General features: G+C 54.4%; 20 protein-coding genes and 1 tRNA gene. 5 read left to right on the forward strand and 16 right to left on the reverse strand.

Translation table 11 applies throughout. The features are described from left to right. Positions 1–21: 21 nt before the first annotated feature. From LARV_RS11445 to LARV_RS11505, 13 genes are all read right to left on the reverse strand, one after another. A complete protein-coding gene (locus tag LARV_RS11445; RefSeq protein ID WP_075073760.1) occupies positions 22–915 on the reverse strand; it encodes a GGDEF domain-containing protein in 894 nt (297 codons plus the stop codon). 292 nt (positions 916–1207) lie between these two features. Next, a complete protein-coding gene (locus LARV_RS11450) occupies positions 1208–2599 on the reverse strand; it encodes an amidohydrolase family protein (RefSeq protein WP_075073761.1) in 1392 nt (463 codons plus the stop codon). Positions 2600–2686: 87 nt separating this feature from the next. Beyond that, the gene (locus LARV_RS11455) at positions 2687–4462 is read right to left on the reverse strand and encodes an adenine deaminase (RefSeq protein WP_172797851.1); all 1776 of its coding nucleotides are present in this window, start codon (positions 4460–4462) and stop codon (positions 2687–2689) included. Positions 4463–4497: 35 nt separating this feature from the next. After that, a complete protein-coding gene (locus LARV_RS11460) occupies positions 4498–5382 on the reverse strand; it encodes a BMP family protein (protein ID WP_075073763.1) in 885 nt (294 codons plus the stop codon). 25 nt (positions 5383–5407) lie between these two features. Beyond that, positions 5408–6598, reverse strand: coding sequence for a M20 metallopeptidase family protein (locus LARV_RS11465; RefSeq protein WP_172797852.1), 1191 nt, complete (start codon positions 6596–6598; stop codon positions 5408–5410). Positions 6599–6611: 13 nt separating this feature from the next. Then, positions 6612–7367, reverse strand: coding sequence for a creatininase family protein (locus LARV_RS11470; protein ID WP_075073765.1), 756 nt, complete (start codon positions 7365–7367; stop codon positions 6612–6614). Beyond that, on the reverse strand, positions 7364–8323 hold the full coding sequence (locus LARV_RS11475; protein ID WP_083522515.1) for an ABC transporter permease: 960 nt from the start codon (positions 8321–8323) through the stop codon (positions 7364–7366). Before LARV_RS11475 ends, LARV_RS11470 begins: the two co-directional genes overlap by 4 nt. 2 nt (positions 8324–8325) lie before the next feature. Then, a complete protein-coding gene (locus tag LARV_RS11480) occupies positions 8326–9441 on the reverse strand; it encodes an ABC transporter permease (RefSeq protein WP_083522516.1) in 1116 nt (371 codons plus the stop codon). Then, positions 9438–10982 carry an ABC transporter ATP-binding protein gene (locus tag LARV_RS11485; protein ID WP_075073766.1) on the reverse strand — a complete coding sequence of 515 codons (1545 nt, stop codon included), beginning with the start codon at positions 10980–10982 and terminating at the stop codon, positions 9438–9440. Before LARV_RS11485 ends, LARV_RS11480 begins: the two co-directional genes overlap by 4 nt. A 158-nt stretch (positions 10983–11140) precedes the next feature. After that, the gene (locus tag LARV_RS11490; protein ID WP_172797853.1) at positions 11141–12196 is read right to left on the reverse strand and encodes a BMP family protein; all 1056 of its coding nucleotides are present in this window, start codon (positions 12194–12196) and stop codon (positions 11141–11143) included. Between the two features lie 183 nt (positions 12197–12379). After that, complete coding sequence (locus LARV_RS11495) at positions 12380–15289, reverse strand: molybdopterin-dependent oxidoreductase (RefSeq protein WP_330219115.1); 2910 nt, start codon at positions 15287–15289, stop codon at positions 12380–12382. Next, positions 15286–16032, reverse strand: a complete 747-nt coding sequence (locus tag LARV_RS11500; protein ID WP_172797854.1) for an FAD binding domain-containing protein — start codon at positions 16030–16032, stop codon at positions 15286–15288. The genes LARV_RS11495 and LARV_RS11500 overlap by 4 nt, the downstream gene beginning before the upstream one ends. Before the next feature lie 38 nt (positions 16033–16070). Beyond that, on the reverse strand, positions 16071–16817 hold the full coding sequence (locus LARV_RS11505) for a GntR family transcriptional regulator (RefSeq protein ID WP_075073768.1): 747 nt from the start codon (positions 16815–16817) through the stop codon (positions 16071–16073). 361 nt (positions 16818–17178) lie between these two features. On the opposite strand from LARV_RS11505, the gene LARV_RS11510 reads away from it, so the two are divergent. Continuing rightward, positions 17179–19908, forward strand: coding sequence for a molybdopterin-dependent aldehyde oxidoreductase (locus tag LARV_RS11510; protein ID WP_075073769.1), 2730 nt, complete (start codon positions 17179–17181; stop codon positions 19906–19908). Between the two features lie 180 nt (positions 19909–20088). On the opposite strand, the gene LARV_RS11515 is transcribed toward LARV_RS11510, so the two are convergent. Further along, positions 20089–20162 (reverse strand) — tRNA-Val (locus tag LARV_RS11515). A 43-nt stretch (positions 20163–20205) separates the two neighbouring features. Further along, positions 20206–20685 (reverse strand): YbaK/EbsC family protein, encoded by a 480-nt coding sequence (locus LARV_RS11520; protein ID WP_075073770.1) that lies wholly within the window; start codon positions 20683–20685, stop codon positions 20206–20208. 98 nt (positions 20686–20783) lie between these two features. Here LARV_RS11520 and LARV_RS11525 point away from each other — a divergent pair, with 98 nt between their 5' ends. The 4 genes from LARV_RS11525 to LARV_RS11540 all read left to right on the forward strand — a co-directional run bounded on the left by LARV_RS11525 (position 20784) and on the right by LARV_RS11540 (position 24939). After that, positions 20784–21557 (forward strand): fumarylacetoacetate hydrolase family protein, encoded by a 774-nt coding sequence (locus LARV_RS11525; RefSeq protein WP_075073771.1) that lies wholly within the window; start codon positions 20784–20786, stop codon positions 21555–21557. Positions 21558–21859: 302 nt separating this feature from the next. After that, the gene (locus tag LARV_RS11530) at positions 21860–22624 is read left to right on the forward strand and encodes a response regulator transcription factor (RefSeq protein WP_075073772.1); all 765 of its coding nucleotides are present in this window, start codon (positions 21860–21862) and stop codon (positions 22622–22624) included. Between the two features lie 40 nt (positions 22625–22664). Then, positions 22665–24107, forward strand: coding sequence for a hypothetical protein (locus tag LARV_RS11535; RefSeq protein WP_152031779.1), 1443 nt, complete (start codon positions 22665–22667; stop codon positions 24105–24107). A 67-nt stretch (positions 24108–24174) separates the two neighbouring features. Continuing rightward, a complete protein-coding gene (locus LARV_RS11540) occupies positions 24175–24939 on the forward strand; it encodes a sortase (RefSeq protein ID WP_075073774.1) in 765 nt (254 codons plus the stop codon). Between the two features lie 22 nt (positions 24940–24961). On the opposite strand, the gene LARV_RS11545 is transcribed toward LARV_RS11540, so the two are convergent. Then, entirely contained in the window at positions 24962–25675 is a 714-nt protein-coding gene (locus tag LARV_RS11545) for a hypothetical protein (protein WP_075073775.1), read from the reverse strand. Positions 25676–25833 lie beyond the last annotated feature (158 nt).

A 25833-nucleotide genomic window follows, 5' to 3' on the forward strand; every position in this document is an offset into this window, starting at 1 on the left:
ATGACGCTCATTTTTTACCTTTCAGGATTTGGCAATACCCTTATCCTCTGGCGGGGTGGAAACGATGGCCTGCGTGCGATCGCTGTTCAGATGTAGGTGCTGTTCGGCTCGCTTCGCAAGCTCTTCATAGGTCAATGCTTCGTCCGGAAACGAAGCAATTCCGTAATTGACGGAGATGCCCAGGTGTTCCATTGCGGCGGCGCGGATGCGTTCCGCCAGGGCGACCGAATCATCTCCCTTCGTCTCAGGACACAGGACAAAGAAGAGGCCATTCTCATCACTCTGGCTTATGATCATATCGGTCCGGCGGGCTTCGGTGGTGATGATTTTCGCCACGCTGGCTGTGATGAAACGGTTAACCATGTGGCGTTGAATCTCGTCGACTGCAATTTTTATACCAGACCCATCCGTTTTCACCGTCGGACTGATGGCCACGAGCGTGAGCGGGTGCTGGTGACGCCGGCTGCGGATGAACTCGGTATTGATCTCATCCCTGGCGGTATGCGGCTGGCGAATCCGCCGGTCGCGAGCCGGGAGGTAAACTTCCTCGATGAAGCTCTCGAACTTGTGCAGTTGCTGGGCGCATTGGTACGCAATGACAATGGCTACCAACAGAATCGCCAGTTCGGTAATGGTTACATAGGTATCCATTCCGCTAAAAATCGGACTGTCATTGAAAGCAGTCAGGCGCAGCGCGAAATAAGCGAACGACCAGGAAAAGAGGTGCAGAAAGATCGAATAATGGCGGGCGCGGGATAACAGCAAAATGACCGATACCGACAGGATGACCAGAAGATAGACAAAAGTGTGAATCCCAACCCCATCGATCCCTGCTTTCCACTCCAATCTTTCCAGGTTGAAAACAAAGGTCAGATAAAGAAGCAGGCCTACCAGGTAAAGTTTAAGAGTTCGCATGCGGCTACTTCCAACATACGGGTATGAGGTACTTGAGGTCTGGTATTTTAAGCGGGTGAATTTTCGCTAATCAACTCGATATCCCCCCGAGATCCATTCTTATTATAACCTGATTCTAACCGGCCGAATACCGGCAGGGGTTTACAAAACCTGTACAAATTGAAGATCAAAACCGTTAAGATTATCGCCTAGATAACAAACAGGATTTTGATTGTGATCTGATTAACCCGATAGGGCGGCAATGGATCAGCCGCCCTATCGAAAAAGCCTGCGCTTTTATTTATTGGCTTGTTTACCGGATTGCCCAGATATGCTGGGCTTTAACCCCGGCTTGTTTCAAGATCTTGTCTTTGATCGCTTCGGCCTCACCCAGAATGGCATCCTCATCCATGGTCAGAACCGTGCGATGCCACATCACGATCTTTCCGTCGATGATCACGGTATCCACATCATTCCCGTTGGCCGCCCACACGACTTCCGAAACCGGGTCGTGGATGGGAACGAAATGGGGCTGCTTCAGATCGACCAGGATCAAATCGGCCTGTTTGCCTTTTTCGAGGGAACCAACCCGATCCTGCATCATCATCGCCCTGGCCCCGTTTCGAGTCGCCATTTCGATGGCTTCGGCGCTGCCGGGGAAGAGGGGATTGTTTTGGACGGCCCGGTGTAACAGCACCATCGAGCGCATCTCCCGGAAAAGATCGGCGGTATTGTTTACACCCATCCCGTCATTTCCGAGCGAGATGTTCACCCCGGCCTTCAGCATTTCAGGCACGCGCGCCACACCCATGGCCAGCTTGGAATTGCAGATCGGGCAGTGGGCGATGTTCGTGCCGGTTTTTGCCAGAAGGTCGATTTCCGCATCGTCGAAATAGATGCCATGCGCGAATGTCACATCGGGACCCAGCAGCCCCAGACTCTTAGCGAAGAACACCGGCCGCAGACCGAATGAGTCCATGGTGTAATCGACATTATTCTGAACCTCGGACCAATGCGTTGTAATCCCGACCTGATGCTCCCGCGCTGTCTCACACACCCAGCGGAACAGATCGACCGAACATCCGCCCACGGAGCGTGGGGAGATCCAGATCTGGATGCGCCCGTTTCCGCACCCATTCCATTCTTCGATCAACTCAAGCGCCTGCTTTTTTGAGGCTTCGCCCGTCTCATGCATCCCTTTGTGAAGCGCGCCGTTATCCAGCGCATAGCCCCCGAGGTCCATGACATACTTGCTGATCGCGGCTCGCATGCCCGAGTCGATGGTGGCCTGGATCACCGCCGGGATACCATACCTTGGGTGCAGCCCGGTGCTGATGAATGCGGTCGTCCCGGATTTGATCATTTCGAGAAGCCCAAGTTTGGCGCTGACGAGCGCATCTTCCTCGGTATAGCAGCCCTGGATTGGCCAGGTGTAGTTCTTCAATTTGTCCATGGCCTCAATGTTGTCATAGAGGCCGCGCATCATGACCTGGGGAAGGTGCATGTGAGCGTTGATTAACCCCGGCATTACCACGAACCCCTTGGCATCGATCACGGTTCGGGCTTCGTACTTCGGCGCGACATCCGCTGTCGATCCGATGTCGACGATTTTGCCCTGGTCGATGGCGATGGCTCCATCGTGATAAACCTCCCGCTTTGAGTTAACGGTAATCAGCATGCAATTTTTAATCAGGATATCAATCATCGATCCGCTATCCTCTCATTGGGTAAAGCACAACTCAGATTGAATGACAACTAACCCGCTGACGATGGGTCCAATTCGCTCCACATCTCATGATTGGATCAGCTCGAGGATGGGAGTAATGACCGAGCGGCTGGAGTGTTCGACCAAACCTTCGTCCGTCATCGCGTAATCCGGAATTGCCGTGATCGAAAGGAAGATCAGGAAAAAGAAGGGCCGCTGAAGTTGAGTGCCCAGATACCGTGCGGCCGCATTCAGTTTTCGCTCGGATTCCGCCATCTCTTCGGCGCTGATATCCGCCATCAATCCGCCGAGCGGCAGCGGGATTTCCGCCAGGACCTGGCCGTTCTCGACCGCAACCTGTCCTCCCCCAATCTCCTGTAAATGATTGATCGCGAAAGCCATATCCTCCGCGGTCGCTCCGATGCAGATGATGTTGTCGTCATCCGGAGAAAGACTGGTGGCGATTGCCCCCCGTTTCAGATTGAAACCTGAAATAAAAGCTGAGCTTGTCTTCCCGGAGCCGGTATGGCGTTCAGTCACCGAGACGAAATCGACCCCTTGATCCGGATCGCAATAGACGCGGCCATCGCGAACGGGCAGGACGACGTCTCTTCTGCGGGAAAGCAGTCCTTCATTCAAATCCAGGTGGATGCAAAGGACTTTGGCTGAGCTGGCGGGTTTTTCAATTTTCAGGATGAGGTCATCGGGGACGATGGCATGGTTCAACTTCACCGTTTTCAGGAAGAATGACGGATATTCCGGGCTGGGGAAGGGTTGGAGCATTTGCCCGTTCTTGGCGACCAGTTTTCCGTTGGCAAGGACCGATTCAACTTTCAGGGCGGTAAGGTCGCTCACCAGCAAAATATCCGCAATCCGTCCAGGGGTAATAGAACCCACGAGATGATCAACGCGATAGGCTTCGGCTGCGTTCAAAGAGCCCATCTGAATTGCGGTAATGGGATCGACGCCCAGGCGGATGACGTAGCGCACGAGCGAATCGATCAGACCCAACTCGGTAATATCGATGCAGTCTGTATCATCCGTGCATAAAGCAAGGTGGCGGGTCGGAATTTGGTATTCGGTGACGGCCCGGATTAAAGCCGGAAGGTTGTCGCTGTGAGATCCGCGCCTCATCAACCCATAAATCCCGTTTTGAAGCTTTTCGATCATCTCCTCAGCGGTGTAGGATTCGTGATCGTCGCGGGTTCCCGCCGCCGCGCACGCAGAACCGACCGGCCCGGAGATCACCGGCATATGACCATGGGGCGTCAGCCGATTTTCGAAGGTAATATCGGCAGCTTCGAGCACCTTTGGATCTCCGTCTTCGATGGAACTGGCCATATATTCCCAGATTCCCACGGCTTCCGGCCATTTTTGAGCGATGAGGTGTTCCTGCGGGCCAAAATTATGCGCGATCGTCGACGCCGGAGTGGTATACGGTAATCGCGACGGGGAGGAGTGGAAGATTTTCAGAGGGGTTTTCTTGACCTCGTCCAGGATAAACCGCATTCCCTCCAGGCCGGTCACAACGCCGATCTGGTCCAGCGGCGCCATAAGGCTCGTGGTTCCCCGCGGGACAATCGCATTGGCCATCCGGGTCAGGGTAATCTTGCTCACTTCCGGATGGATATGGGAATCGATGAGGCCGGGAACCAGGAAGAGACCTTTTGCATCGATGATCTCCGTGGAGGGGCCAATACAGTGATCGACCTTTCCAATTGCAGCGATGCGGCCATTGGTTACGGCGACATCCGCGTCATAAATCGAATGCGTATAAACATTGACGAGCCGACCACCCAGGACGACCAGGTCAGCCGGGTTCCGTTCGAGAGCTGTATCGATTAATTTCCGATCAATATACATAGGTGTCTCCATCCAAAGGAAGTTAATGTAACGAATTAGCAGGGGGTTGGAATTTCGATTTCACGCCTCAGAATCCGAATCCGGGTCGTTTCGATTTCCGCGGTATCATCTTGTGAGATCGAGTGGAGGACCAACCTTTCCACTTCCGGTTCCTCCAAACCAATCCGATACCTCTGACCCTTCAACCCATCTCTGCCGAATAATTGAACCGCCTGAATGTAGAGGGCTCCGACGTTTTGGACTGCGCTCGCTACGACCACAGGATCCTGCACCGATCTTTCCAGGATGGGTTCAATCATCCGGCAGTTGGCATGGCGGCAGGCTTCCAGGACACCTTCCCAGGCGGTATTCAAATAACAATAAAAAATATCAGCACCCTGGTCGATGAGCGTTTCGGCGGCTTTTTGCGCCCTGCCTTTATCAAAAAAATCTCCCGTATAGGTCGAGATGGTTTCCACGCCTTTTGTGAAGGCGCCTTTCAGGTACCCGATACGATGCCGTTCAGCCGGGGGGATTCCCTGACCACCAATAAACCCGATCTTCTTCGTGGAACTCAGGCGTCCCGCAAGGACTCCGGCCAGGAAAGCCACCTCTTCATCCTTCATCTCAAACGCTGCCAGGTTACTCGCGGTGGACATCCCATTAATGCACGCGAACATGACATTGGGATATTTCTTCGCAGTCCGGTAGATTGCCTCGGACAACTCGCTTCCATGGCCAAAAATGATCCGGCAGCCTTGGTGGCATAACTCCTCAAAGGCCTGCCGCGCCTGGCCGATGGAAACGCGATCGCGAACGAGGAGCTCGTCATTCACCTGGCTGCATATCTGCTTTAAGCCGTTATAGCCGCCGGTTCCCCAGCCGCCGTCATCGATCGCGGTGAGTAAAACGATACCGACCTTGCAATGCGAAAATGCCATGGCTCCGACTCTTTACAGGTAAAACTCAACTCTGCTTGAACTCATCCCAATTCCGATGGAAATACATCGCTTCTTCGCAGAAGAGGGCGACGCCCAACGGCAAAACCTTTTCATTGAAGTTAAATCGTGGGCTGTGGTGAGGACGATCTTCGCCGGGGATCGAACCGCCCAGGATGAAGTGGCATCCCGGCGCAGCTCGTAAATACTCGGCAATATCATCCGATGGCGTCCCCAACTGGTTTTCACTGACATTGTCCCGGCCGACGATATCCGCGGCAATCTGCCGGACTTTCGCACAAATTTTGGGGTTGTTATACGCAGCCGGAACGATCTCATTGACCTCGAATTCGGCCGTCGCGCCGAATAACCGGGCGGTGCCCTCGAAGACTTCACGCATGCGCTGGTGAATCAGAGCCTGGACTTCTGACTCATACGTTCGGATCGTGCCGGTAATTTCGGCCGTTTCCGGAATAACGTTGAAGGCGGAGCCTGCATGAAGGCTGCCGATACTAATAATCCCTACTTTCAACGGATCGATGTTCCGGCTGACGATGGTCTGGAGCAGGTTGATCGCCTGGGCGGCGACGATGGAAGCATCCACCGTCGTCTGCGGAAGGGCGCCGTGTCCACCCTTCCCGTGGATGACGCAACGGAACTCATCCGCCGCCGCCAAAATCGGGCCGTCGCCGACGAGGTAAGTCCCCGAAGGGGTTTGGGATTGGATGTGGACTCCGAACGAAATATCGACCGCAGGATTTTTTAACACTCCATCGGCGATCATCGCCTTCGCGCCGCCCGCTCCTTCTTCCGCAGGCTGAAAGACGAATTTTACCGTCCCACACAGCTCGTCGCGGTGGCGGGCCAGAAGCGTCGCCACTCCCAACCCGATCGCCGTATGGCCGTCGTGTCCGCAGGCGTGCATCACGCCGGGCACGGTCGAGGCATATTCGACTGCATTCTCTTCCTGAATGGGAAGCGCGTCCATATCGAAACGCATCAATGAGACCGGCCCGGCCTGGTTCCCTTTCAGTATTCCAACCACCCCGGTTTTACCGACCCCGGTTTGGACCTGCATGGACAGGGAGGTAAGGATATTGCCGATCACCCGGGCCGTGCGGTGTTCTTCAAATCGCAACTCTGGATGGCGGTGAAAATCCCGTCGCCATTGGATGATTTGATCTTCGATTGCTCTGGCTTCTTCCAAATAAGTCGTCACAAGATCTTCCAATCTAGGGTTTCAGCCCGTTTTCTCTGGTGTCAATTCGATCGATAAAAGCGCGCGCGATCTTCAGGTTTTCCCGGGTTAACATTTCCAACATCCGCTTTCCTTTTTCGGCGGTCGCCGGGCGTGGATCTCCGAATACGCCGCTCTTGCAGAAGGTGTTCAGGAGAATCGGTTCGGAATAGTAGGAAACCGGAAATTCCGGGTACTCCGCCTGGGCTCGATCCATGTGAACGGTCGTGGGTTCCAGAGCAAGCACCATGGACGTTTCGAACTCGTCGGCGTGGTAAAAAGTCGGCGCAGCGGGCTTCGATTCCAACACCTGGCCGGCAATCTCCACCAGGCCCGGGAAATCCAACATCATGGTCGGGAAATCAGATTGGGCCGTCAATTCTCTTGCCGCCAGTTCGATCGGGTTGTGATTTCCAAAATGCCCGTTGACAACAATCAGACCTCGGACGTGGTTGAACTTCAGACTCTTCCCGATATCGATGATCAGGGAGTAGATCGTCGAAAAGGTAATCGAAACCGTACCCGGAAACCCGCCCGCTCCCCAGGAATCGCCGTAGGGGATGGGAGGCAGCAGCATGGCATCGAGTTCTTCGGCCAGGCGCCGCGCAAGTCCACCTGCCTCGACCGTATCGGTCGAAAGCGGCAGGTGGGGGCCGTGTTCTTCCTGCGCCCCGAAAGCCAGGATCGCCACGGCGCGGCGGTCGATATATTCCTTGATTTCGGGCCAGGTCGCAACTCGAGTGTCGATCATTCTGATTCTCCTCGATTGGGGTTATAGGGCACGCCGAGTGCTGCCGGGTTGTCGGTTTTCTTCACAAAGATGGCAAGCACGATCATGGTGAGCAGATAGGGCAGCATCAACATGTATTGGAAGGGAATGCCGATATTCATGGTCTGGGCGCGTAACTGGAGGGCGTCAGCGCCGCCGAACATGAGGGCTGCCAGCAAAATTCCCAACGGATGCCGCCGGCCGAGAACGAGGATGGCCAGGGCGATGTAGCCACGCCCGGCGGTCATATTGTCGAGGAACAAGTGGGTTGCCACCAGAGACAGGAAAGCGCCGCCGATCGCCGAGAGAATTCCGCTGATGATCATGGTGATATACCGCGTGCGCTGCACATTCATTCCCAGGGTCTCGGCTGCTTCCGGATTTTCACCCACCGCGGTGATTTGCAGCCCCCACGAGGTCCGGGTGATTACGATGTAGCTGATTGCGATCAGCACAAACGTGAAGTACACCAAAGGCGACTGCTGGAAGAAGAGCGGGCCGAGGATGGGAATTTTTTCCAGAAAGGGAATCGGCGTCGTATAAGCGGCATTGATATGTGCCATCTGGCTTTCGACGCCGAAGAATACGCGGTACAGGAAACTGGTGAGGCCGACGGAGAGAAGATTGATGGCAATTCCAGCGACGACCTGATCAGCGCTCAGGGTAACGGTAAAGAACGCCAGGACGATTCCGAGGATGACGCCTGAAGCAGCGGCCGCCAGGATTCCAAGCCAGATGTTGTTGGCATAGAACCCGACCACAAATCCGACCAGGCTGCCCATCAGCATCATCCCTTCCATACCGATATTCATGACTCCCGAGCGTTCGTTATATACGCCTCCCAGCGCCGCCAGCATAATTGGGATTGCCAGGCGCATCGCGGCTGAGAAGTAACCCACTACCAATGGTGAATTCAGAAAATCCAGGATTGACGACATCGTTATTTGCTCCGTTCTTTTGCGGGAGAAATCTTCCGCCGGACCAAATCCAAAGCACCGCGGCCAATAATGAAGATCACAATTAGATATTGGATGATCGTAACGATAGAGCTGGGGACGCCGATTGCCGATTCCATGGTGCTGGCGCCCACCTGGAGGCCGGCAAACATGATCGCCGCGGCAAGGACGCCGGTGGGGTTGGTCTGTCCGAGCAACGCCACCACGATCGCGGTATACCCGTAACCCGGTGAAATATTCTCCAGCATGCGGTGTTGGACGCCCGCCGCCTCACAAAACCCGGCCAGGCCCGCCAGGGCTCCACTCAGGGCGAATGCCGAAAGGGCAACCCAGTTGACGTTGATCCCAGCGGCCAAGGCCGCGATCGGATTCTTCCCGCTGGCCCGGATCTGGAAGCCCCAGGTGGTGTGCCACAACAGTACATAGGCAACGATAACGACAAATATCGTGATCAACAGGCCGGTATGCAGCCGGGTCGTGGGTAACAAGATCGCCAGGCGAGCCTGTGAAGCCAGGGGCGATGATTGCCCGAGCGGAGAACCGGGTTCCTTCATCGGCCCGTGAACCAGATAGTTCACAAAGAATATGGCGATGTAGTTCATCATGATCGTGTTGATCAGTTCGCTGGCGTTGAACCGGATTTTTAGAATACCGGCGATACATGCCCAGATTCCGCCGACCACCATTGCGGCCAGTATCATCAAGAAGAGAAGCAGTATGTGCGGCAGATAGGCAAATTGAAGTCCGACCCAGGTTGCCGCAGCCGCGCCCAGGTATAACTGGCCTTCACCGCCGATATTGAAAGTCCCGGCGCGAAAGGCGATCGAGACCCCCACGCCCACCAGCGCCAACGGAATGGCCCGGATCAGGGTTTCCGCGATACTGTTCTTGTTTCCCAGGGCCCCATCCAACAGAGTCTTGTAGGCAGTCAGGGGGTTGAATCCCAGGCTGGCGATTAACCCTGCTCCAACCAGCAGCGCCAGAAGAATGGCGATGATGCTCGTCGTCAAATCCGGGCTGATGATGACTTTCAAATCCTTCCATTCGATGACAGGTTTCTTCTTCGGCGCGAGGCGTTCATCCTGTGATTCGGTTTTCATAGACTTTTCCCTGCCATCCACAAACCGAGTTGTTCTTTCTGGTATTGCCCTCTGGAGACTGTGCCCATAATCCTTCCTTCGTACATGACGGATACCCGGTCCGATAACGCGGTGATTTCGTCAAGTTCCGTAGAAATCAATAATATGGCGGCCCCTCTTTCGCGTTGGGCGATCAGCATGTTTTGGACGTATTCGGTTGCGCCCACATCCAGGCCGTGGGTCGGTTGCATAGCGATGATGAAATTGGGGCGGCGGAAAAGTTCTCGAGCCAATATCAATTTCTGCTGGTTGCCGCCTGAAAGCGTACTGGCGATTTGGCGTGAGCCCCAACAGCGGATATCATAAGTTTTGATCATATTCTCGACGAGTTTTCCCGTCTCACGGTAATTCATGAGTCCCCAGCGCGAATAGGGCGCCTGCTGGCTGACCACCAGGTAGCAATTCTCCGCCACTGTAAAATCCATAATCAAACCGATATGCTGGCGGTCGCCGGGGATATGCGCCATTCCATTTTTGATGCGCTGCATGGGAGTGGCCCGGGTAATATCCTTCTCATTGAGCAGAATCTTGCCCCGGTTGGGGATCAGCAATCCCGCCAGAATACGCGAGAATTCATCCTGCCCGTTCCCGTCCACCCCCGCGATGCCGTGGATTTCGCCTTCGTGAATGTCCAGGTCAATTCCCTTGATGATCTTCAAATTGCGTTGATCTGTATATTCGAGTCCCTGAATTTCGACGACGGGACGGCGATCGGATGTAGCTGACGGGGTGACCTTCGGGCCGGCAATTTCATGCCCCACCATCAGGCGGGCGAGCTCTTCTGGGTTCGTCTTCGCAGTTGGCAGGGTCGTTACAACCTTTCCCTGGCGAAGAATGGTAATCTTATTGCTGATGGTCATAACCTCGTTCAATTTGTGGCTGATAAAGATGACCGAGGTGTCTTTCTGAACCAGACTGTTAATCACTTGAAATAATCCTTCCGTCTCCTGCGGAGTCAAGACGGAAGTGGGTTCGTCCAAAATAAGTAAACGCGCGCCTCGGAATAAAGCCTTAATGATCTCTACCCTCTGTTGAGCTCCGACTGAAAGTTCAGAAACCCTGATTTGCGGGTCAATTCCCAGGCCAAACTGATCTGCCAATTCAGAAATCTGTGTTTCGACTTTCCGAATATTGGGGAAGGGGTAGCCAACGGATTTCAAACCTAAAGAAACATTCTGCGCAACGGTCAGTGTCGGGATCAGCATAAAATGCTGGTGAACCATTCCGATTCCGAGATGCATGGCTGTTTCCGGAGAATGAATTTCGACCTTCTGGTTTTCCAGGAAGATCTCTCCACTCCGCGGCTTGACCAGGCCAGCCAGTACTTTCATTAAGGTGGTTTTCCCTGCCCCGTTTTCACCCAATAACGCATGGACCTGGTTTTTTTGAACATCCAGGTTGATATGGTCGTTGGCGATCAAAGACCCAAACCGAACGACGATATCGCGAATCCGGAGGAATTCGTCTTCCGTAGGTGTTTCAATTTCGGGTATTGAACTCATTAGAAAATGTCCAGACACAATAAAAGGAAATATGGACTTCCCGTTTGGGATGAGGGCTTGGTCTTGGTCTGCCCTTCCTTCTCGATGTAGGATCAAAGAGAAGGAAGGGCTTGTTTGATCGGGCGGTGAATTTAATCCACCGCCCTCTTGAGAAACGCTTATTGGACTTCGGAGGTGTCGAAGGGCACTTCAAAGGTTCCGTTTTGGATAGCGGAAAGCTTATCGTTGACCTTCTGCATGATTTCCGCGGGCACATTCGTATCCAGGCCGTGGAAGTCGCTGAATTTCACTGCGCCGTCCTTGACGCCGAAGTTGTAGGTCTTGCTTTCCCAGGTACCATCGCTCACCGAAGTGATCATGGATTTGACCACGGGGTAGATGTCCCACAGGACGCTCGTCAAGACGACATCCGGGCCCAGGTGGTTCTGATCGGTCATGGCGCCAATCACCCAGACCTTCTTTTCGACGGCCGCATCAATCACGCCAACACCCTGAGCGCTCAGAACATCAGCGCCCTGTTCAACCTGGGCAATGGCAGCTTCCTTGGACTTGGGCGGGTCATACCAGCTCCCGATAAAAGTGTGCAGGACTTTGATATCGGGATTCACTTCCTGGGCGCCGTCTTCGAATGCGTGGAGGTTCGCGAGCATGTTCGGAGCGGGGTTTCCATCCACCCAGCCAAGAACACCGGTCTTGCTGGTTCCGGCTGCGAGCATTCCGGCTAGGTAAGCACCCTGGTAATCCGGGTTATCATACGAACCCATGTTAGGATTGAGTTCGAAACCGGATCCGGCGACCATGAAGGTGATGTCGGGGTAATCTTTCGCAACGGCCAAGGCAGCACTCGCGAAAGAGAAACTGTGAGCGAAGATCAAATTGTAGCCACGTGACGCGAAATCGCGTAGCACGCGTTCTACATCCGCATCAGCCACCTTTTCGACGTAGGTGTATTCGATGCCCATTTCCTCGCAGGCCTTTTTCAGACCGGTGTAGCCAACGGTATTGAAATCATTATCATTAATTGGACCTGGCAAGGCCATGGCAACTTTCAATGTAGGCTTCGCGGCGGCCGGCGCCGAAGTGGCTGCCGCTGCGGCGGGCTCGGTGGCCTGCGGAGCTGTCGTCGCCTGGGCAGCCGGGCTGCATGCCGTGAGCACAACTGCGCAGAGGATCAACAGTGAAAACAGCTTGAAATACAACTTGTTCTGAACCATTAGATCTCCTTTAGGGTGCATGTTCCAGATTCGGGGGGATTGGGACCTGATTCGACAGTCTCTTCGTCTTCCAGGAATACGAAATTCCAATCAGGTGTGATGTCATTTACAAGATTTCATCCGACTTATCAGTAACCACCTTCTTTCTTTTCCAGGATTTACCCGATTTCCAATCAATAAGGTTTACCTTTTAATATTTTCCGTATCCCGGATGGAACGCCAGGTTCGCTCGGGAATGATCGGAATGGTATCGACTTGAGCGCCGCAGGCATCGGCCAACGCATTGCCGATCGCGGGCGCAACGCCATCCATCGGAATTTCCGCGGTTGCTTTTGCGCCAAACGGATGGGAGGGTTCAAAGGTTTCGACGAAAATTGTTGTCAGGTCGGGGATTTCATTGGCGCGGTGGATGTGATAATCGGATAGATCTCGTTCGCGCGGCTGACCCTGGGAGTCGTACTTCATTTCTTCGCAGAGCGCGTATCCGAGGGCCTGAACGACCCCACCTTCGATCTGCCCTTCCGCAGTTACGGGATTGATGATCGTCCCTGAGTCGACAGCGATCACGAGTCTGTCCACTTTCATTTGTCCGGTCTGGATATCCACCGTGATTTCCGCAAATTGGGCAGCAAAGGGAGGCGGCGAAACAGGTGAAACATGCGAGGCGACCGCCATGATCTGTTCCTGCTGGGAATGATGCAGCGAATCCAGGCCAATTTCAGCAAAGGTGACGGAACGGCCATCGGGAGCGCTTGCCATTCGATCCTGGAGGTGAATATGGTTAGCCTCAACCGGTTCTCCGGTCCGTTTTTCATTCAACAAAAGGGCTGCGCGTCTCCGTATCTGCTCCGCAACCTTTTCAGCGGCTTTGGCGACCGCGGTGCCGGAGATGTAGGTGGTGCTGGAGGCGTAAGCGCCTTTATCGAAGGGCGTAAAATCCGTGTCGGAGGAATAGACGATCAGGTCTTCCACCGGAACCCCCAGCACTTCGGCGACCATCTGGGCCAGCACGGTATCCGAACCCGTGCCCAGATCGGTGGCGCCAATAAGCAGGTTGAATGAACCGTCTTCATTCATCTTGATACTTGCGCTTCCCATATCGACATAGGAGATAGCCGTACCGTGCATCGCCAAAGCAACGCCGATCCCCCGGCGCAAATATTCCTTGCCGGGAACGGTGTGCCATTCCGGGTTGCCATACTTGTTATCCCAGTCGATGGCTTTCTTCCCCTGGCGAACGCATTCCTCGAGACCGATCGATTGGATTCGTTCGGCCTTGGGAGAGTGGCCCTCACTCCATTCGCGGGTGGACGGCTGCCATTCTCCCTTCCGGATTGCATTTTTCAGCCGGAATTCAAGCGGGTCCATACCGATACGATGGGCAACCTTCTCCAAATGTCGGTCCACAGCCCAAAAGCCCTGGGGCACGCCATATCCCCGAAAGGCGCCGGCTGGCGGATGGTTGGTGTAAACGACATCTGCATAAAAGCGGATATTGGGGTTCTCGCGGTATTTCCCGTCGCCCACGTAAAGTGCCATCGGTTTGTGACCGGAATTTCCCGTCACGGTCAAGGCGTGGCAACCGTAAGCCCCGGTATCGCTCAGGCAATACATTTCATTTGCGGTGATCGTTCCATCCTTTTTCACCCCGGTTTTCATATGAAAGCGCATGGGGTGCCGGGAACGACTTGCGATGAATTCATCCTCCCGGGTATACTCGTATTTCACCGGCCTGCCTGTGGCAATGGTGAGGTGGGCAACGACATCTTCGAGCAAAACTTCCTGTTTTCCGCCAAAACCACCGCCGATGCGGGGTTTGATCACCCGGATGCGTTTTACAGGAAGGCCCAGGATTGGGGCAAGCTGCCGCCGGACGTGAAAAGGCACCTGCGTACTGGTGCGAATGACCAACCGGTCATCTTCATCCCAATAACTGATGGCGACATGAGGCTCGATGTGAGCCTGTTGAACCTTCGGGACTTCATAATCCCCTTCGACGATCAGATCTGCTTCCCGAAAACCCTGCTCGACATCCCCAATATCGATGCGCATCTGCGCGGCAATATTCTTCCGGGGGTTCGATTGAGAGAAGTTCTGATATTCCGGTTCGTCATGGATGACCGGGGCGCCCTCTTGGGTGGCCTGCTCGGGATCCAGCACGGAGGGCAATACTTCGTACTGAACATCGATCAAGCCCAAAGCCTGTTTAGCAATTTCCTCAGTCTCCGCAGCAACAAATGCGACCCGATCCCCGACAAATCTCACTTTATTATCCAAGGAAAAAGAGTCCAGAGGACCCGGGATCGGATCGGACTGCCCGGCGGTGGAATAGACGACCCGGGGCAGGTCCCTCCAGGTGAGGACGGCTGCGACTCCTTCGAGCGCTCGCGCCTTCGATGCGTCGATGGACTTGATCCGGGCATGCGCGTATGGACTGTGCAGGACTTTGGCAATCAATGTGCCTGGCAGTTCGACATCATCGGTAAAGACGGGTTTCCCCAGGGCAAGTTTGAACGCATCGATTTTATTCTCCGCGTTTCCAACCCGTTGATATCGCTTCTTCGAAGAATTGCTGGCTATAAACGGGGCTAGTTTTTCTCCCCGCAGGACACCGGCTGCCCGCAAGACGGCTTGCACGGGCTTCCGATATCCGGTGCATCTGCAGAGTACGCCCGATAAAGCTTCCCTTACTTCCGCCTCCGTGGGATGGAGGTTCTTTTGTAACAGGGCTTTCGCGGCAAGAATTTGACCCGGTGTGCAGTAACCGCATTGAACCGCGCCGGTTTCGATAAACGCCTGTTGGATCGGATCGGCGCCGGCAGTCTTTTTCCAGCCCTGGTCGGGCTGCTGCCCGAGAGCTTCGATCGTCTGAATGGCATGCCCATCAGCCTGGGCGGCGAGTAACATGCACGAGCTAACAGGCTTTCCGTCCATCAATACCGTGCAAGCTCCGCATTCTCCATGGGTGCATCCGCCGGATTTTACACCTCGAAACCCGCTTCGTCGCAGGACACTCAATAATTTTTCACCCGGAGTTACTTCGAATCTCCGTTGAATACCGTTTAAAAGGATCGAGATTTCCATGGGCATCATGCTCTCAGACTCTGGAGAACTCTTCGAATGAGTACTTTCGTGATTGCTTCACGATATTCTGAACTTGCCCAATCATCGTTTGCATCCGGAATGGCGAAATCGATTTGGTCGATTTCCGGGAGAGTGGGTTGATCATAGACAACGATTGGCGCCTTGCCAAACCCGCCTACTACAATCCGGGATCGGCCGGAAGGCCACTGACAGATGGCGACGCACACGATTGGATTGTCGGCCGGCGTCCGGGAAACCGCGTCATAGGTCAAGCGGACCGATTTGGGGATCACCACCTCCGAGATTACCTTGCCGGATAACCAGGAGTAGCGCTCAGGCAGCACCTTCTCGAGAGAGACGACCAATTGCGGGGGATAGCATTTCAACAGGGCGTCGACCGCCAGAAACATCGTGCAGAGTGGCGAACGCCCATCGGCTGCAATGAGCTCGCCCGCGATCGTACTCACCTGGCGCAAGTTATAATTTTGATGGTGGATGATCGCTTCCCGAAGTCCATCCGGAATCTCAGCTAACTGCGAGAGCTTGTGAAGACTGAGTGTCGCGCCAAGCGTAAGCGAATCGTCGCCGATCGAGACGGTATCCAGGTTCAAATCCTGAAGATCTACAACCTCAAAATCCGGTTCATCGATCGAAGACAGATGAGTTCCACCTCCAAGTGGAAGTGTACGTACTTCCGGCCTTTGAAGGAGGAGGACCGCTTCATCGATCGAAATTGCCCGATGGTAATCCAAAATCATCACTCTCCTCTCGATAATCCTGTTTGAACCCCTTACGGGTTCAAACGATGCCTGAGAATCCGAAAATGAATGTTCGGATGGTAGTAGTTACTCGCAAATCCCAGGGGGACATTCTTACTTGGATCCAGGAATGTTTCCTGAAATAAGAGAATCGAGGATCCCGGAGTCAGATTGAGATATTCCGCGATTTCCTGGGTTGCGTTCATTGCGACGATATCCGAAAGGGTGAATTTCACCATGCGCCCGTTGATCTCCTCCAGAAGACGGATGTAGGCATCGCCGGATCCGGTGCGATCGTAATTGTCCCCTAATAATTTTCGGGGAAGGTAGTCGAGTGTAAGAATAGCTGGTTCGTTATTGGCAAAGAAAAGCTTGGTGAAGCAAACCACCAGCTCGTTTTCGCCCAACCGCAAAGCCTTTCGGACTTCCTCGGGCGCGACGATCTCATCCGTCCCAAAATTCTTATACGTGGGAGTGCTGCCGACCCGGCGCAGGAATTCACTGTGTTCGACAAAGGTGTCGATGCGGTATTGAATGTTCAGGAACGGTCCGATGGAATAATTGCCCTTCCCGTGATCCTGGTAGACAAAGCCATCATGAACGAGGAGGTCGATCGCCTGGCGAACGGTGTTTCGGCTGAGATGATACCTGTCCATCAACTCGCGTTCAGAGGGGAGCTTCGTGCCAGCCGGAATTTGACCCGATTGGATTAGCTCCTTGAGTATCTCAGACAGTTGATGGTACAGCGGAACGACGGTGTCTCTATTTAGATTTATCATGGTTTTTTGAGGGAGAACTGCTAGGGACGTACCAACCAGTTATGTAATCATTATACGATTCTCATTATTATTTACAAGTAGGGAAATGCTCATAAAAAATGAAAGGTTACATTCGACAGGAAAAGGGATTATTAAAAGGATAGGATGATCGCGTGGCCTGGTTTACGAACAGTAAGTTTGGATCGTTTAGAAATTCGATAATGTATAATTGTAATATAACAATTGATATAGGATGGATTACATGCTATTATTTAGCAGGTGAGGTTTGCAATATTGCGCACTCCATCTCCCCTTTTGGGCTAACCTCACCACTTCCCCAATATTCAATCCAATACATCCGAATAGGGAACCTGGAGGCACCATGTTGAAAAAGCTGCTCATTGTCAATGGAGTCAGCAAGCTTCTCATTGTTGACCCCGAAGCCAGCCTGGCTGACGTTCTGCGCAAACAGTTGCTCCTCACCGGCACGAAAGTATCGTGCAACGATGGCCACTGTGGCGCCTGTTCTGTCATCCTGGATGGCAAGCTCACCCTGGCCTGCGTGACGAAGATGAACCGCGTTCCGGACGGAGCTGCAATCACGACGGTGGAAGGCATCGGCACGCCCGAGAGAATGCACCCGATCCAGGTGGCGTTCGCAGTCTTCGGCGCGGCCCAATGCGGCTTTTGCACGCCGGGCATGGTCGTTTCGGCCAAGGCCCTGCTGGATAGCAACTCCAATCCAACCCGGGAAGATGTGCGCGCCTGGCTGACCCGCCACCACAATGCCTGCCGCTGCACGGGCTACAAACCAATCGTGGATGCCATCATGGCTGCCGGCAAGGTTCTGCGCGGTGAAATGAAGCTCGAGGATTTGGAATATAAACTACCGGCCGACGGTCAGATCTGGGGAGGTAAATATCCGCGGCCCACGGCCAATGCCAAGGTCACCGGCACAATCGATTATGGCCAGGACCTGGGGCTGAAGCTGCCGCCGGATACGCTTCAATTGGCGCTGGTGCAGGCCAAGGTCTCGCATGCCAACATCCTTTCGATCGACACATCCGAAGCTGAGAAGATGCCCGGTGTCTTCAAGGTCGTCACGCATAAGGATGTCAAAGGCAAGAACCGCATCACCGGTTTGATCACTTTCTCGACCAACAAAGGCGACGGCTGGGACCGCCCGATTCTGTGCGACGCCAAGGTGTACCAGTATGGCGACGCTATCGCCATTGTCTGCGCCGATACGATCGAACAGGCCAAAGCCGCGGCTGAAAAAGTCAAGGTCGAACTCGAATTGTTGCCGGCCTACATGAGCGCGCCGGCGGCCATAGCTGACGATGCCATCGAAATCCATCCTGGAACACCGAATATCTATTTTGAACAAAAGGTCGTCAAAGGTCCCGACACCCGACCCATCATGGAATCGGCACCTTACGTGGTTCAGGACAGTTTCTACCTGCAACGCCAGCCCCACCTGACCATCGAATCGGATATGGGTTTTGCTTATTTCGACGAAGAAGGCCGCCTGACCATCCACTCCAAGTCGATCGGACTGTATCTGCATCAGGCCATGATTGCCCCTGGAATCGGCTTGCCGACCGAGAAGGTGCGCCTGATCCAAAACCCGGCCGGCGGTACCTTCGGCTACAAATTTAGCCCGACCATGGAAGCGTTGTTGGGCGTAGCCTGCGTGGCAACCAACCGTCCGGTCTATCTGGAATACGATTACCAGCAATTCATGCAGTACACCGGAAAACGTTCGCCGTTCTTCATCGACATCAAGATGGCCGCCGACAAGGATGGAAAGATCCTGGCGATGGAGCACGATTTTCTGGTCGATCATGGTCCATACTCCGAATTCGGCGATCTGCTGACCCTGCGCGGCGCGCAATATATTGGCGCCGGCTATAACATCCCGGCCATCCGCGGCCGCGGGCAGACCGTCTGCACAAATCATGTTTGGGGCTCGGCATTCCGCGCCTACGGATCGCCGCAATCCTTCCTGGCATCCGAGAGTCTGGTGGATGAACTGGCTGAAAAGGTCGGTATGGATCCGCTGGAATTCCGTTATATCAACGTCTACCGGCCCGGTGCCACCACCCCAACCGGCCAGGAACCCGAAGTCTACTCCCTGCCGGAGATGCTCGAAAAACTCCGCCCGCTCTATCGAGCTGCCAGGGAGAAAGCCGCTCAGGAATCCACGCCCGAAAATAAGAAGGGCGTGGGCGTGACCATCGGCATCTACGGTTGCGGCCTGGACGGCGTCGACGGCGCGGATGCGGATATCGAATTGACCAAAGATGGGGTGACCGTCTACACCACCTGGCAGGACCACGGTCAGGGCGCGGATATGGGCGTTCTCGGTACGGCGCACCGGGCCTTGATGCCTCTGAGAATCACGCCGGATAAGATCAAATTAACTCTCAATGATACGGGGCTGGCCCCGAATGGCGGACCCTCCGGCGGCAGCCGCAGCCAGGTCGTCATCGGCAATGCCATCAAGAATGGGTGTGAGCAGTTGGTTTCTGCCATGACCCGAAAGGATGGCACCTTCCGTTCGTATGACGAGATGGTGGCAGAAAAGTTGCCCCTGCGCTACAAGGGTAAGTGGAGCGCTTCGATGAATTCCAATTGCGACGAGAACGGTCAGGGCAGGCCATTCGCAGTTTATATGTATGGCGCTTTCATGGCGGAGGTCAACGTCAACACCCGGACCGGAAAGACCACCGTCGAGGGCATGACCGTGATGGCTGACGTCGGGAAGATCAATAACCGGCTGGTGGTCGACGGCCAGATTTACGGCGGTGTGGCTCAGGGCATTGGCCTGGCGCTCTCTGAAGATTTCGAGGATATCGAGAAACACAGCACCATGCTGGGCGCCGGCATCCCGTACGCCAAGGACATTCCGGATAAGTTCGACATCCACTACTTCGAAACCAACCGTCCCGAAGGTCCATTTGGTGCAGCCGGCGTGGGCGAATTGCCGCTGACTTCACCGCACGTGGCGGTCATCAACGCCATTTACAACGCAACCGGTGTGCGCATTCGCCATCTGCCTGCCTATCCTGAAAAGGTGCTGGCCGGATTGAAAGAACAATTACCCGCATAATAGGTTCGACTGTCAGGAGCGCTCGCGCAGGCTTACGGGCGCTCCTGGCGGAGTGCAAACCGCATAATCGAATCGACAATCTGGCGATGCCGTTCCCTGGTTTGACCCAAACTGGTGAATTCAACGCGAACCGGAGGGGGTCCTGACAAAAAACCTCCATCTTCTGGAGGTTTTTTCGTGTGGGCGGAACAGGACTCGGACCTGCGACCCCATCTGTGTAAGAGATGTGCTCTAACCAACTGAGCTACCCGCCCAATGGTGCTTATTATACCGGAAGGAACCGAAATCGTTAAGGTTTTAGTCGATTTTTACCACTTCGCCGCCGGTTAGCGCGAGCAGTTCGGCGGGTTGCAGGCAAAAAACGGCGTGCGGAGTACCCGCAGCCGCCCAGACTTCCGGCAGGCTCATTAAGTCTGCGTCGATATACGTCCTCAAAGGGTGGGTGTGTCCAAGCGGCGGAATACCACCGATCGCAAAACCGGTTTGAGCCCGGACGAAGTCCCCGTCCGCCTTGCAGATTGGTTCGCCCACGATTTCGGCCAGCCGGTTTTCATCGACCCGGTTGGCTCCGCTGACCAGCGCCAGGATGGGCAGGTGCGTCTGGGCGGTGACGAACACGAGGGACTTGACGATTTGCGCGACCTCGCAGCCGACTGCGTTTGCGGCGTCCAGAGCGGTGCGAGTCGAACCGGGCAATTCGACCACCTCGCATTGAAAACCCCGATCCAGAATGGCCTGTTGAACGCGCTGAGCGCTGGGACTCAGGTTTGCACTCATTTTTTTTCTCTCCTTCGGAGTAATTATACCGGCGACCCACCTGCAAAACGATCAAGATATGTTAAACTAGAATTGAAATTTCTGAACAGGAACGAAGAATGCGCTTTATTCGATATAAAACAGGCCATGATGCCCCGCGTTACGGATGGATCTATGAAGAGAAAGTTGGTCCGATCGACGGATCGATCTTCGATGAATACCGCCGCCTCGAAGCCACTCTGCCGTTGAGCGCCGTGACCTTGCTGGCGCCGGTCGTTCCCAGCAAGATTATCTGCGTGGGACGTAATTTTGCAGACCATGCCCGCGAACAGGGGCTCGATGTACCCGAAATCCCGCTCCTGTTTCTAAAGCCACCATCCGCCGTGATTGGTCCCGGCGCCGCGATCGAAATTCCACCCCAAAGCCAGTTGGTGGAGCATGAAGCAGAACTCGCCATCGTGATCGGCCGGGAGGGCCGCTGGATCGGGATGGACAAGGCGTCCGACTACATTTTAGGGTATACTGCGGCCAATGACGTTACCGCGCGCGATTTACAGCGCCGCGACGGACAATGGACGCGCGGAAAAGGGTTCGATACTTTTTGCCCGTTAGGGCCCTGGATCGATACTGAACTCGACCCCGCGGATGCTTTGATCAGTTGCCGTGTCGATGGGAAAATTCGCCAGATGGCTTCCACGCGGGATATGGTGTTTACCGTCCAGCAACTGGTTGCGTTCATTTCCTCGATCATGCGGCTGTTGCCAGGGGATGTCATCCTGACCGGCACGCCGGCCGGCATCGGTCCCCTCGAACCGGGAAACAACGTCGAAGTGACCATCGAAGGCATCGGTAGCCTGACAAATCCGGTTATTGAATCGTTGACCGTCAGTTAGGGTAAATACCTTACAAAATGGTTATAAAAATAGTTAGTAATTGACAAGCATTTCTTAAACTGCTAGAATTCGATTAGTTATTTGGTTATTTATAGCAATAATCCTTAACAGGCAATCTTCATAACCGGGAAAGTGGGGGATGACTTTCCATTGGCGGCGACGATCTGAACACTGAATATGGTCGCTTAGCAGCAAGAGATCCGTGCTGCACAGTGTTTAAGGGAGCCTAATAGCGAAACCGGCCGATCTTTCGGTCGGTTTTTTGTTATTAAGCTCATTTTCCGCATGTCGGGGAGGTGGAGATGCAAGCCTATACTTCGAGCGCCATAGTCAACAGCTCAATCAGCCCCGGGGTTGATTTGGATGAAGTCTATGCAACCGAGCGCGTCCGGGTTTTGGTTGTAGATGATGACAGCGACCTGGTTGTATTAATCAAACATATCTTGCGCAGCTCCGGGTTCGATGTGCTCAGCGCGAACAATGGCGTCGAGGCATTGCGAAGGGCGCGTGAAGTGCAGCCTGACCTTGTTCTGCTCGACCTGATGATGCCCGAAATGGACGGCTGGGTGACGCTGCAGAACCTGCGCCAATTTTCGAACGCACCGGTGATCGTCCTTTCTGCATTATCTTCGAAGGACGAAATTGTGCGTTGCCTGTACGAAGGTGTCGACGATTACATGACAAAGCCCTTCTATAAGGGTGAAGTCGTGGCCCGAATCAATGCGGTGCTTAGGCGGGCAAAGCAGCCGCGTGAGACAACCCGTTTTACCTTCCCGAAAGTGGGGCTGGTCATCGATATTAAGACCCAGGAAGTCATTTTCAGCAATCATTCCATCCAACTCACCGCGAAGGAGTTCGCGCTTCTCGCGCTCCTGGCCAAGAACGCTCCGGGGGTCGTCAGTTATCCGGTGATCGCGCAAACCGTCTGGGGAGAAGACGTCCCAAATGTTCGCCAGCGCACGAAGTACCTCATCTTTCTGCTGCGGCGGAAATTCGAGGAGATCGATCCAAACTTCGCTTTGATCCAGAGTATGGACCGCATGGGTTACAAGCTGAAGACAGAATAGTATCGGTATTCAGAGGTCAATGGTAAAGGGAGTCTGTCCTATGAAACATATCCACCTTTCGGTAAAGCAAGTAACTCGAATGGTCTATGCTTCGAGCGTTCTGTTCCTACTGGTTGGTATTTTGTTTTCAGCCGTCCTGACACCCGTGGAGGCAAAACGCATCGATGAACCGGGCTCTTGGACGAACGGCAGCGGCGGTATTACCGCGGCGGCACCCTTCGCGTACGATACGCCGGTTGGCCCGTTGGACCACGAAGCCATCCAACTGGAACTGGAAGGCATCTGTGGGTACGTCGAAGAACAACAAACCGGCCGTTTTTATTGGATCGTTCGGAATGTTTCTGCATTAAGTGGGGATGTCGCCTGGCAGGTCGTAGGCAGTACTGAATCGGGTGGTTTTACGATTGGCGCCTACGAAACCCTCACGTTCACAACGACCGCCGGTGCGGCGAAAACCGTCCAGCTTCTGGTTCACGGAGTCGTCGTAGCCGAAGCCAGCAGCTTGCCGGCCTGCAAGAAATATCTCCAGCTTACCTATGTCTGTACGGTGGATAACAACCTGCAGTGGGCCGTCGTCAACGATAACCTGTACCTGGATGCAACCTTTACCTGGTCATTGGATGGCGGCAGCCCGGTGGACGGTGGATATTTGGGCCCGAACCAAACCCAAAATCTGGTTGTGACAAACAACCTCATCAACCATACGATCACGCTGACCTGGTACCATTGGCCGATGGGATTGCGGACGATTTCGTTGACGGCGCCCGCCCAATCCTGTATCCAAAATACCGCCACGCCGAGCGCGACTTCGATGCCAACCGCGACGGATACTCTAACACCGACGGAAACACCGACTCCCACGGTCACGTTGACGGTGACGCCGACCGAAACCACCACACCGACAGAAACACTTACGCCGACTGAGACCATGACCCCGACTGCCACAGATACCACCGCACCAACCGAAACGGCGACTCCGACGGAAGTCAATACCCCCACCGACACTCCGGTGCCAACCGAAACATCCACTCCAACCCTGGTCACCCCGCCCACGGATACGCCGGTGCCGTCCCCAACCCTCACGGCGACTGTGGAATCAACGTCCACGGATACCCCGGTTCCGACCGCGACCAATACCTCGGATGTACCGACCCCGGATACACCCGAACCGACGGCCACGCAGGTGGTGGAATTCACCGCCACTTCGACGGAAGTGACCAGCGGCGGCACGCCAACCTCGCCGGTTGATGCTTCCCCGACGCCGCAGGAAACGCAGGCAATCACCAACACGCCCGGCAACCCGGCCACTTTGCCGCCACCTCAACCCACTCGAAACGTGTTGATTCCGGTAACCGGCGCTGATCTCACGGTTCAAAGTGTTTCCGTTGCGAACCCGTCAGCCTTCTTTATCAATCTGGGATTGGTATTCGCGGGATTGGGATTGGTCCTGACTGGAATTTCGAAGCGGCCGCGCCGCAAGTAGGACGCTTTACGATAGAAAGTGAAGATCGATGCGCCCTGAATAAGGGCGCATCTTTCACGTGAAGATTATGAAATCGACTCGCTTGATTGTCATTGGCTTAATCCTGTTGCTTGCCGGTGTGGCTGGATTTTCGGCCAGCCTTTCTCAAGGGAGAACCGGCGAGCAACCGGCTGCCTTCGCCGAATCGAATCAGGGCGGCGGTTTCCTGCCGATGCTGTTTGCGGTGGACCACCGCGAGAGCGCTCCGACGCTGCAGCCAGCCCCGGCCGCCGGTTTCTTACCCGGGGAGCCGGCCACGCCGCCCATTCAGGGCAACGAAACGCCTGAGCCCACAACCACGCCGGCTGGCCCCCTGAAACCGGATCGTATCGTGATTCCAAAAATCGAGCTGGATGCCCCGGTGATTCCGGCCGAAGAACAAAATGTCAAGATCGAGGGGATTGAATACGTGCAATTCCTGGCCCCGGATCAGTTTGCGGCCGGCTGGCACTCAAATTCCGCACCGCTGGGAAAGGTTGGCAATACCGTTTTGAACGGCCACCATAATGTGCACGGGAAAGTGTTCGGCCGGTTGGTGGATCTCGTCCCCGGCGATCGAATATTCGTTTATTCCGGGACTACTTCTTTAGAATTCCAGGTGGCCAACGTGTTGATTTTACCGGAGCGAGACGCTGACCTTGCAACCCGGCTGGATAATGCGCGTTGGATCGAGCCTTCAGACGATATTCGATTGACCCTGGTTACCTGCTGGCCGGCATACACGAACACGCACCGGTTGATCATCGTTGCCAGCCCGGTGTACGCGGATGTTCAAAAAGCAAAACAACAGTGAGTATTTGGCAGGATTTGACCGCTTACTCGATTGCCAGCGGCAGCGTATTGAATTGCGCCAATCGTGAAAAGCGGAAATGGCGGGCGGGTGCGGAAAATTCGATCGGATGGGCGATGATAAATAGCCGTCCCCAGGAAGACTCGCCGTTCTTTTCGATGCAGGTTTGAAAAACCAGATCCCCATCGCTCTGATAAATCTGGTAGAAGAGATTCTCGACGCTCAGGACCCTATCCGGCGCAGCGAGATCTGCAAAATTCGAGTAGGGGCTGGTTGGAGAAAGCGCCTGGAATTTCCGAATCTGAGTGACCTGATAATATTTCAGATGTCCGTCGCCGTAAACCAGGATGATCTTCTGGCCGTTGGTGATGTCGGCGAAGTATTCGCCCGCGGCTGTGTTGTGCGCCAATAGACCGATCGAACCATATTGCGAGGCCAGACTGAACTGGGTCACCACCTCAGGCTCGCTGGAGACGAAACCTGCGTTCGAGGCCGGCTGTTGAACGATTCGAAATGCAAAGGTTCGATCGATAAATACGCCCACCAATTGTTTTGCATTTCCGTTTTTGATGGCGGGGAGGAAAGTAGTCAACGAAGGCAGGCTGGCACTATTTTTTGTTTGGGTGGAGGTGTTTCCGGCGGTACCGGTTTGAGGAATCTGGATGGTCTGAACCGGCTGGTTCGGGCCAGGGGCCAGGAAGGCAAAGAAAAGGCTGATCAGGATAAGAAAACGTGCCATGTTGTATTATTGTTAGTTATTGCTATCCATTTACGAAAATAAAGGTTGTTTATTGGTTATATTCTACCAGCTAACAGGTTATGAACTTTAATTCTTACAAAAATGTTAAATTCGGAGTGATTTAGGCAAGAATCAACCGATGTAAAAAATGTTGTATA

It is taken from the genome of Longilinea arvoryzae (assembly GCF_001050235.1).
Classification (GTDB): Bacteria; Chloroflexota; Anaerolineae; order Anaerolineales; family Anaerolineaceae; genus Longilinea; species Longilinea arvoryzae.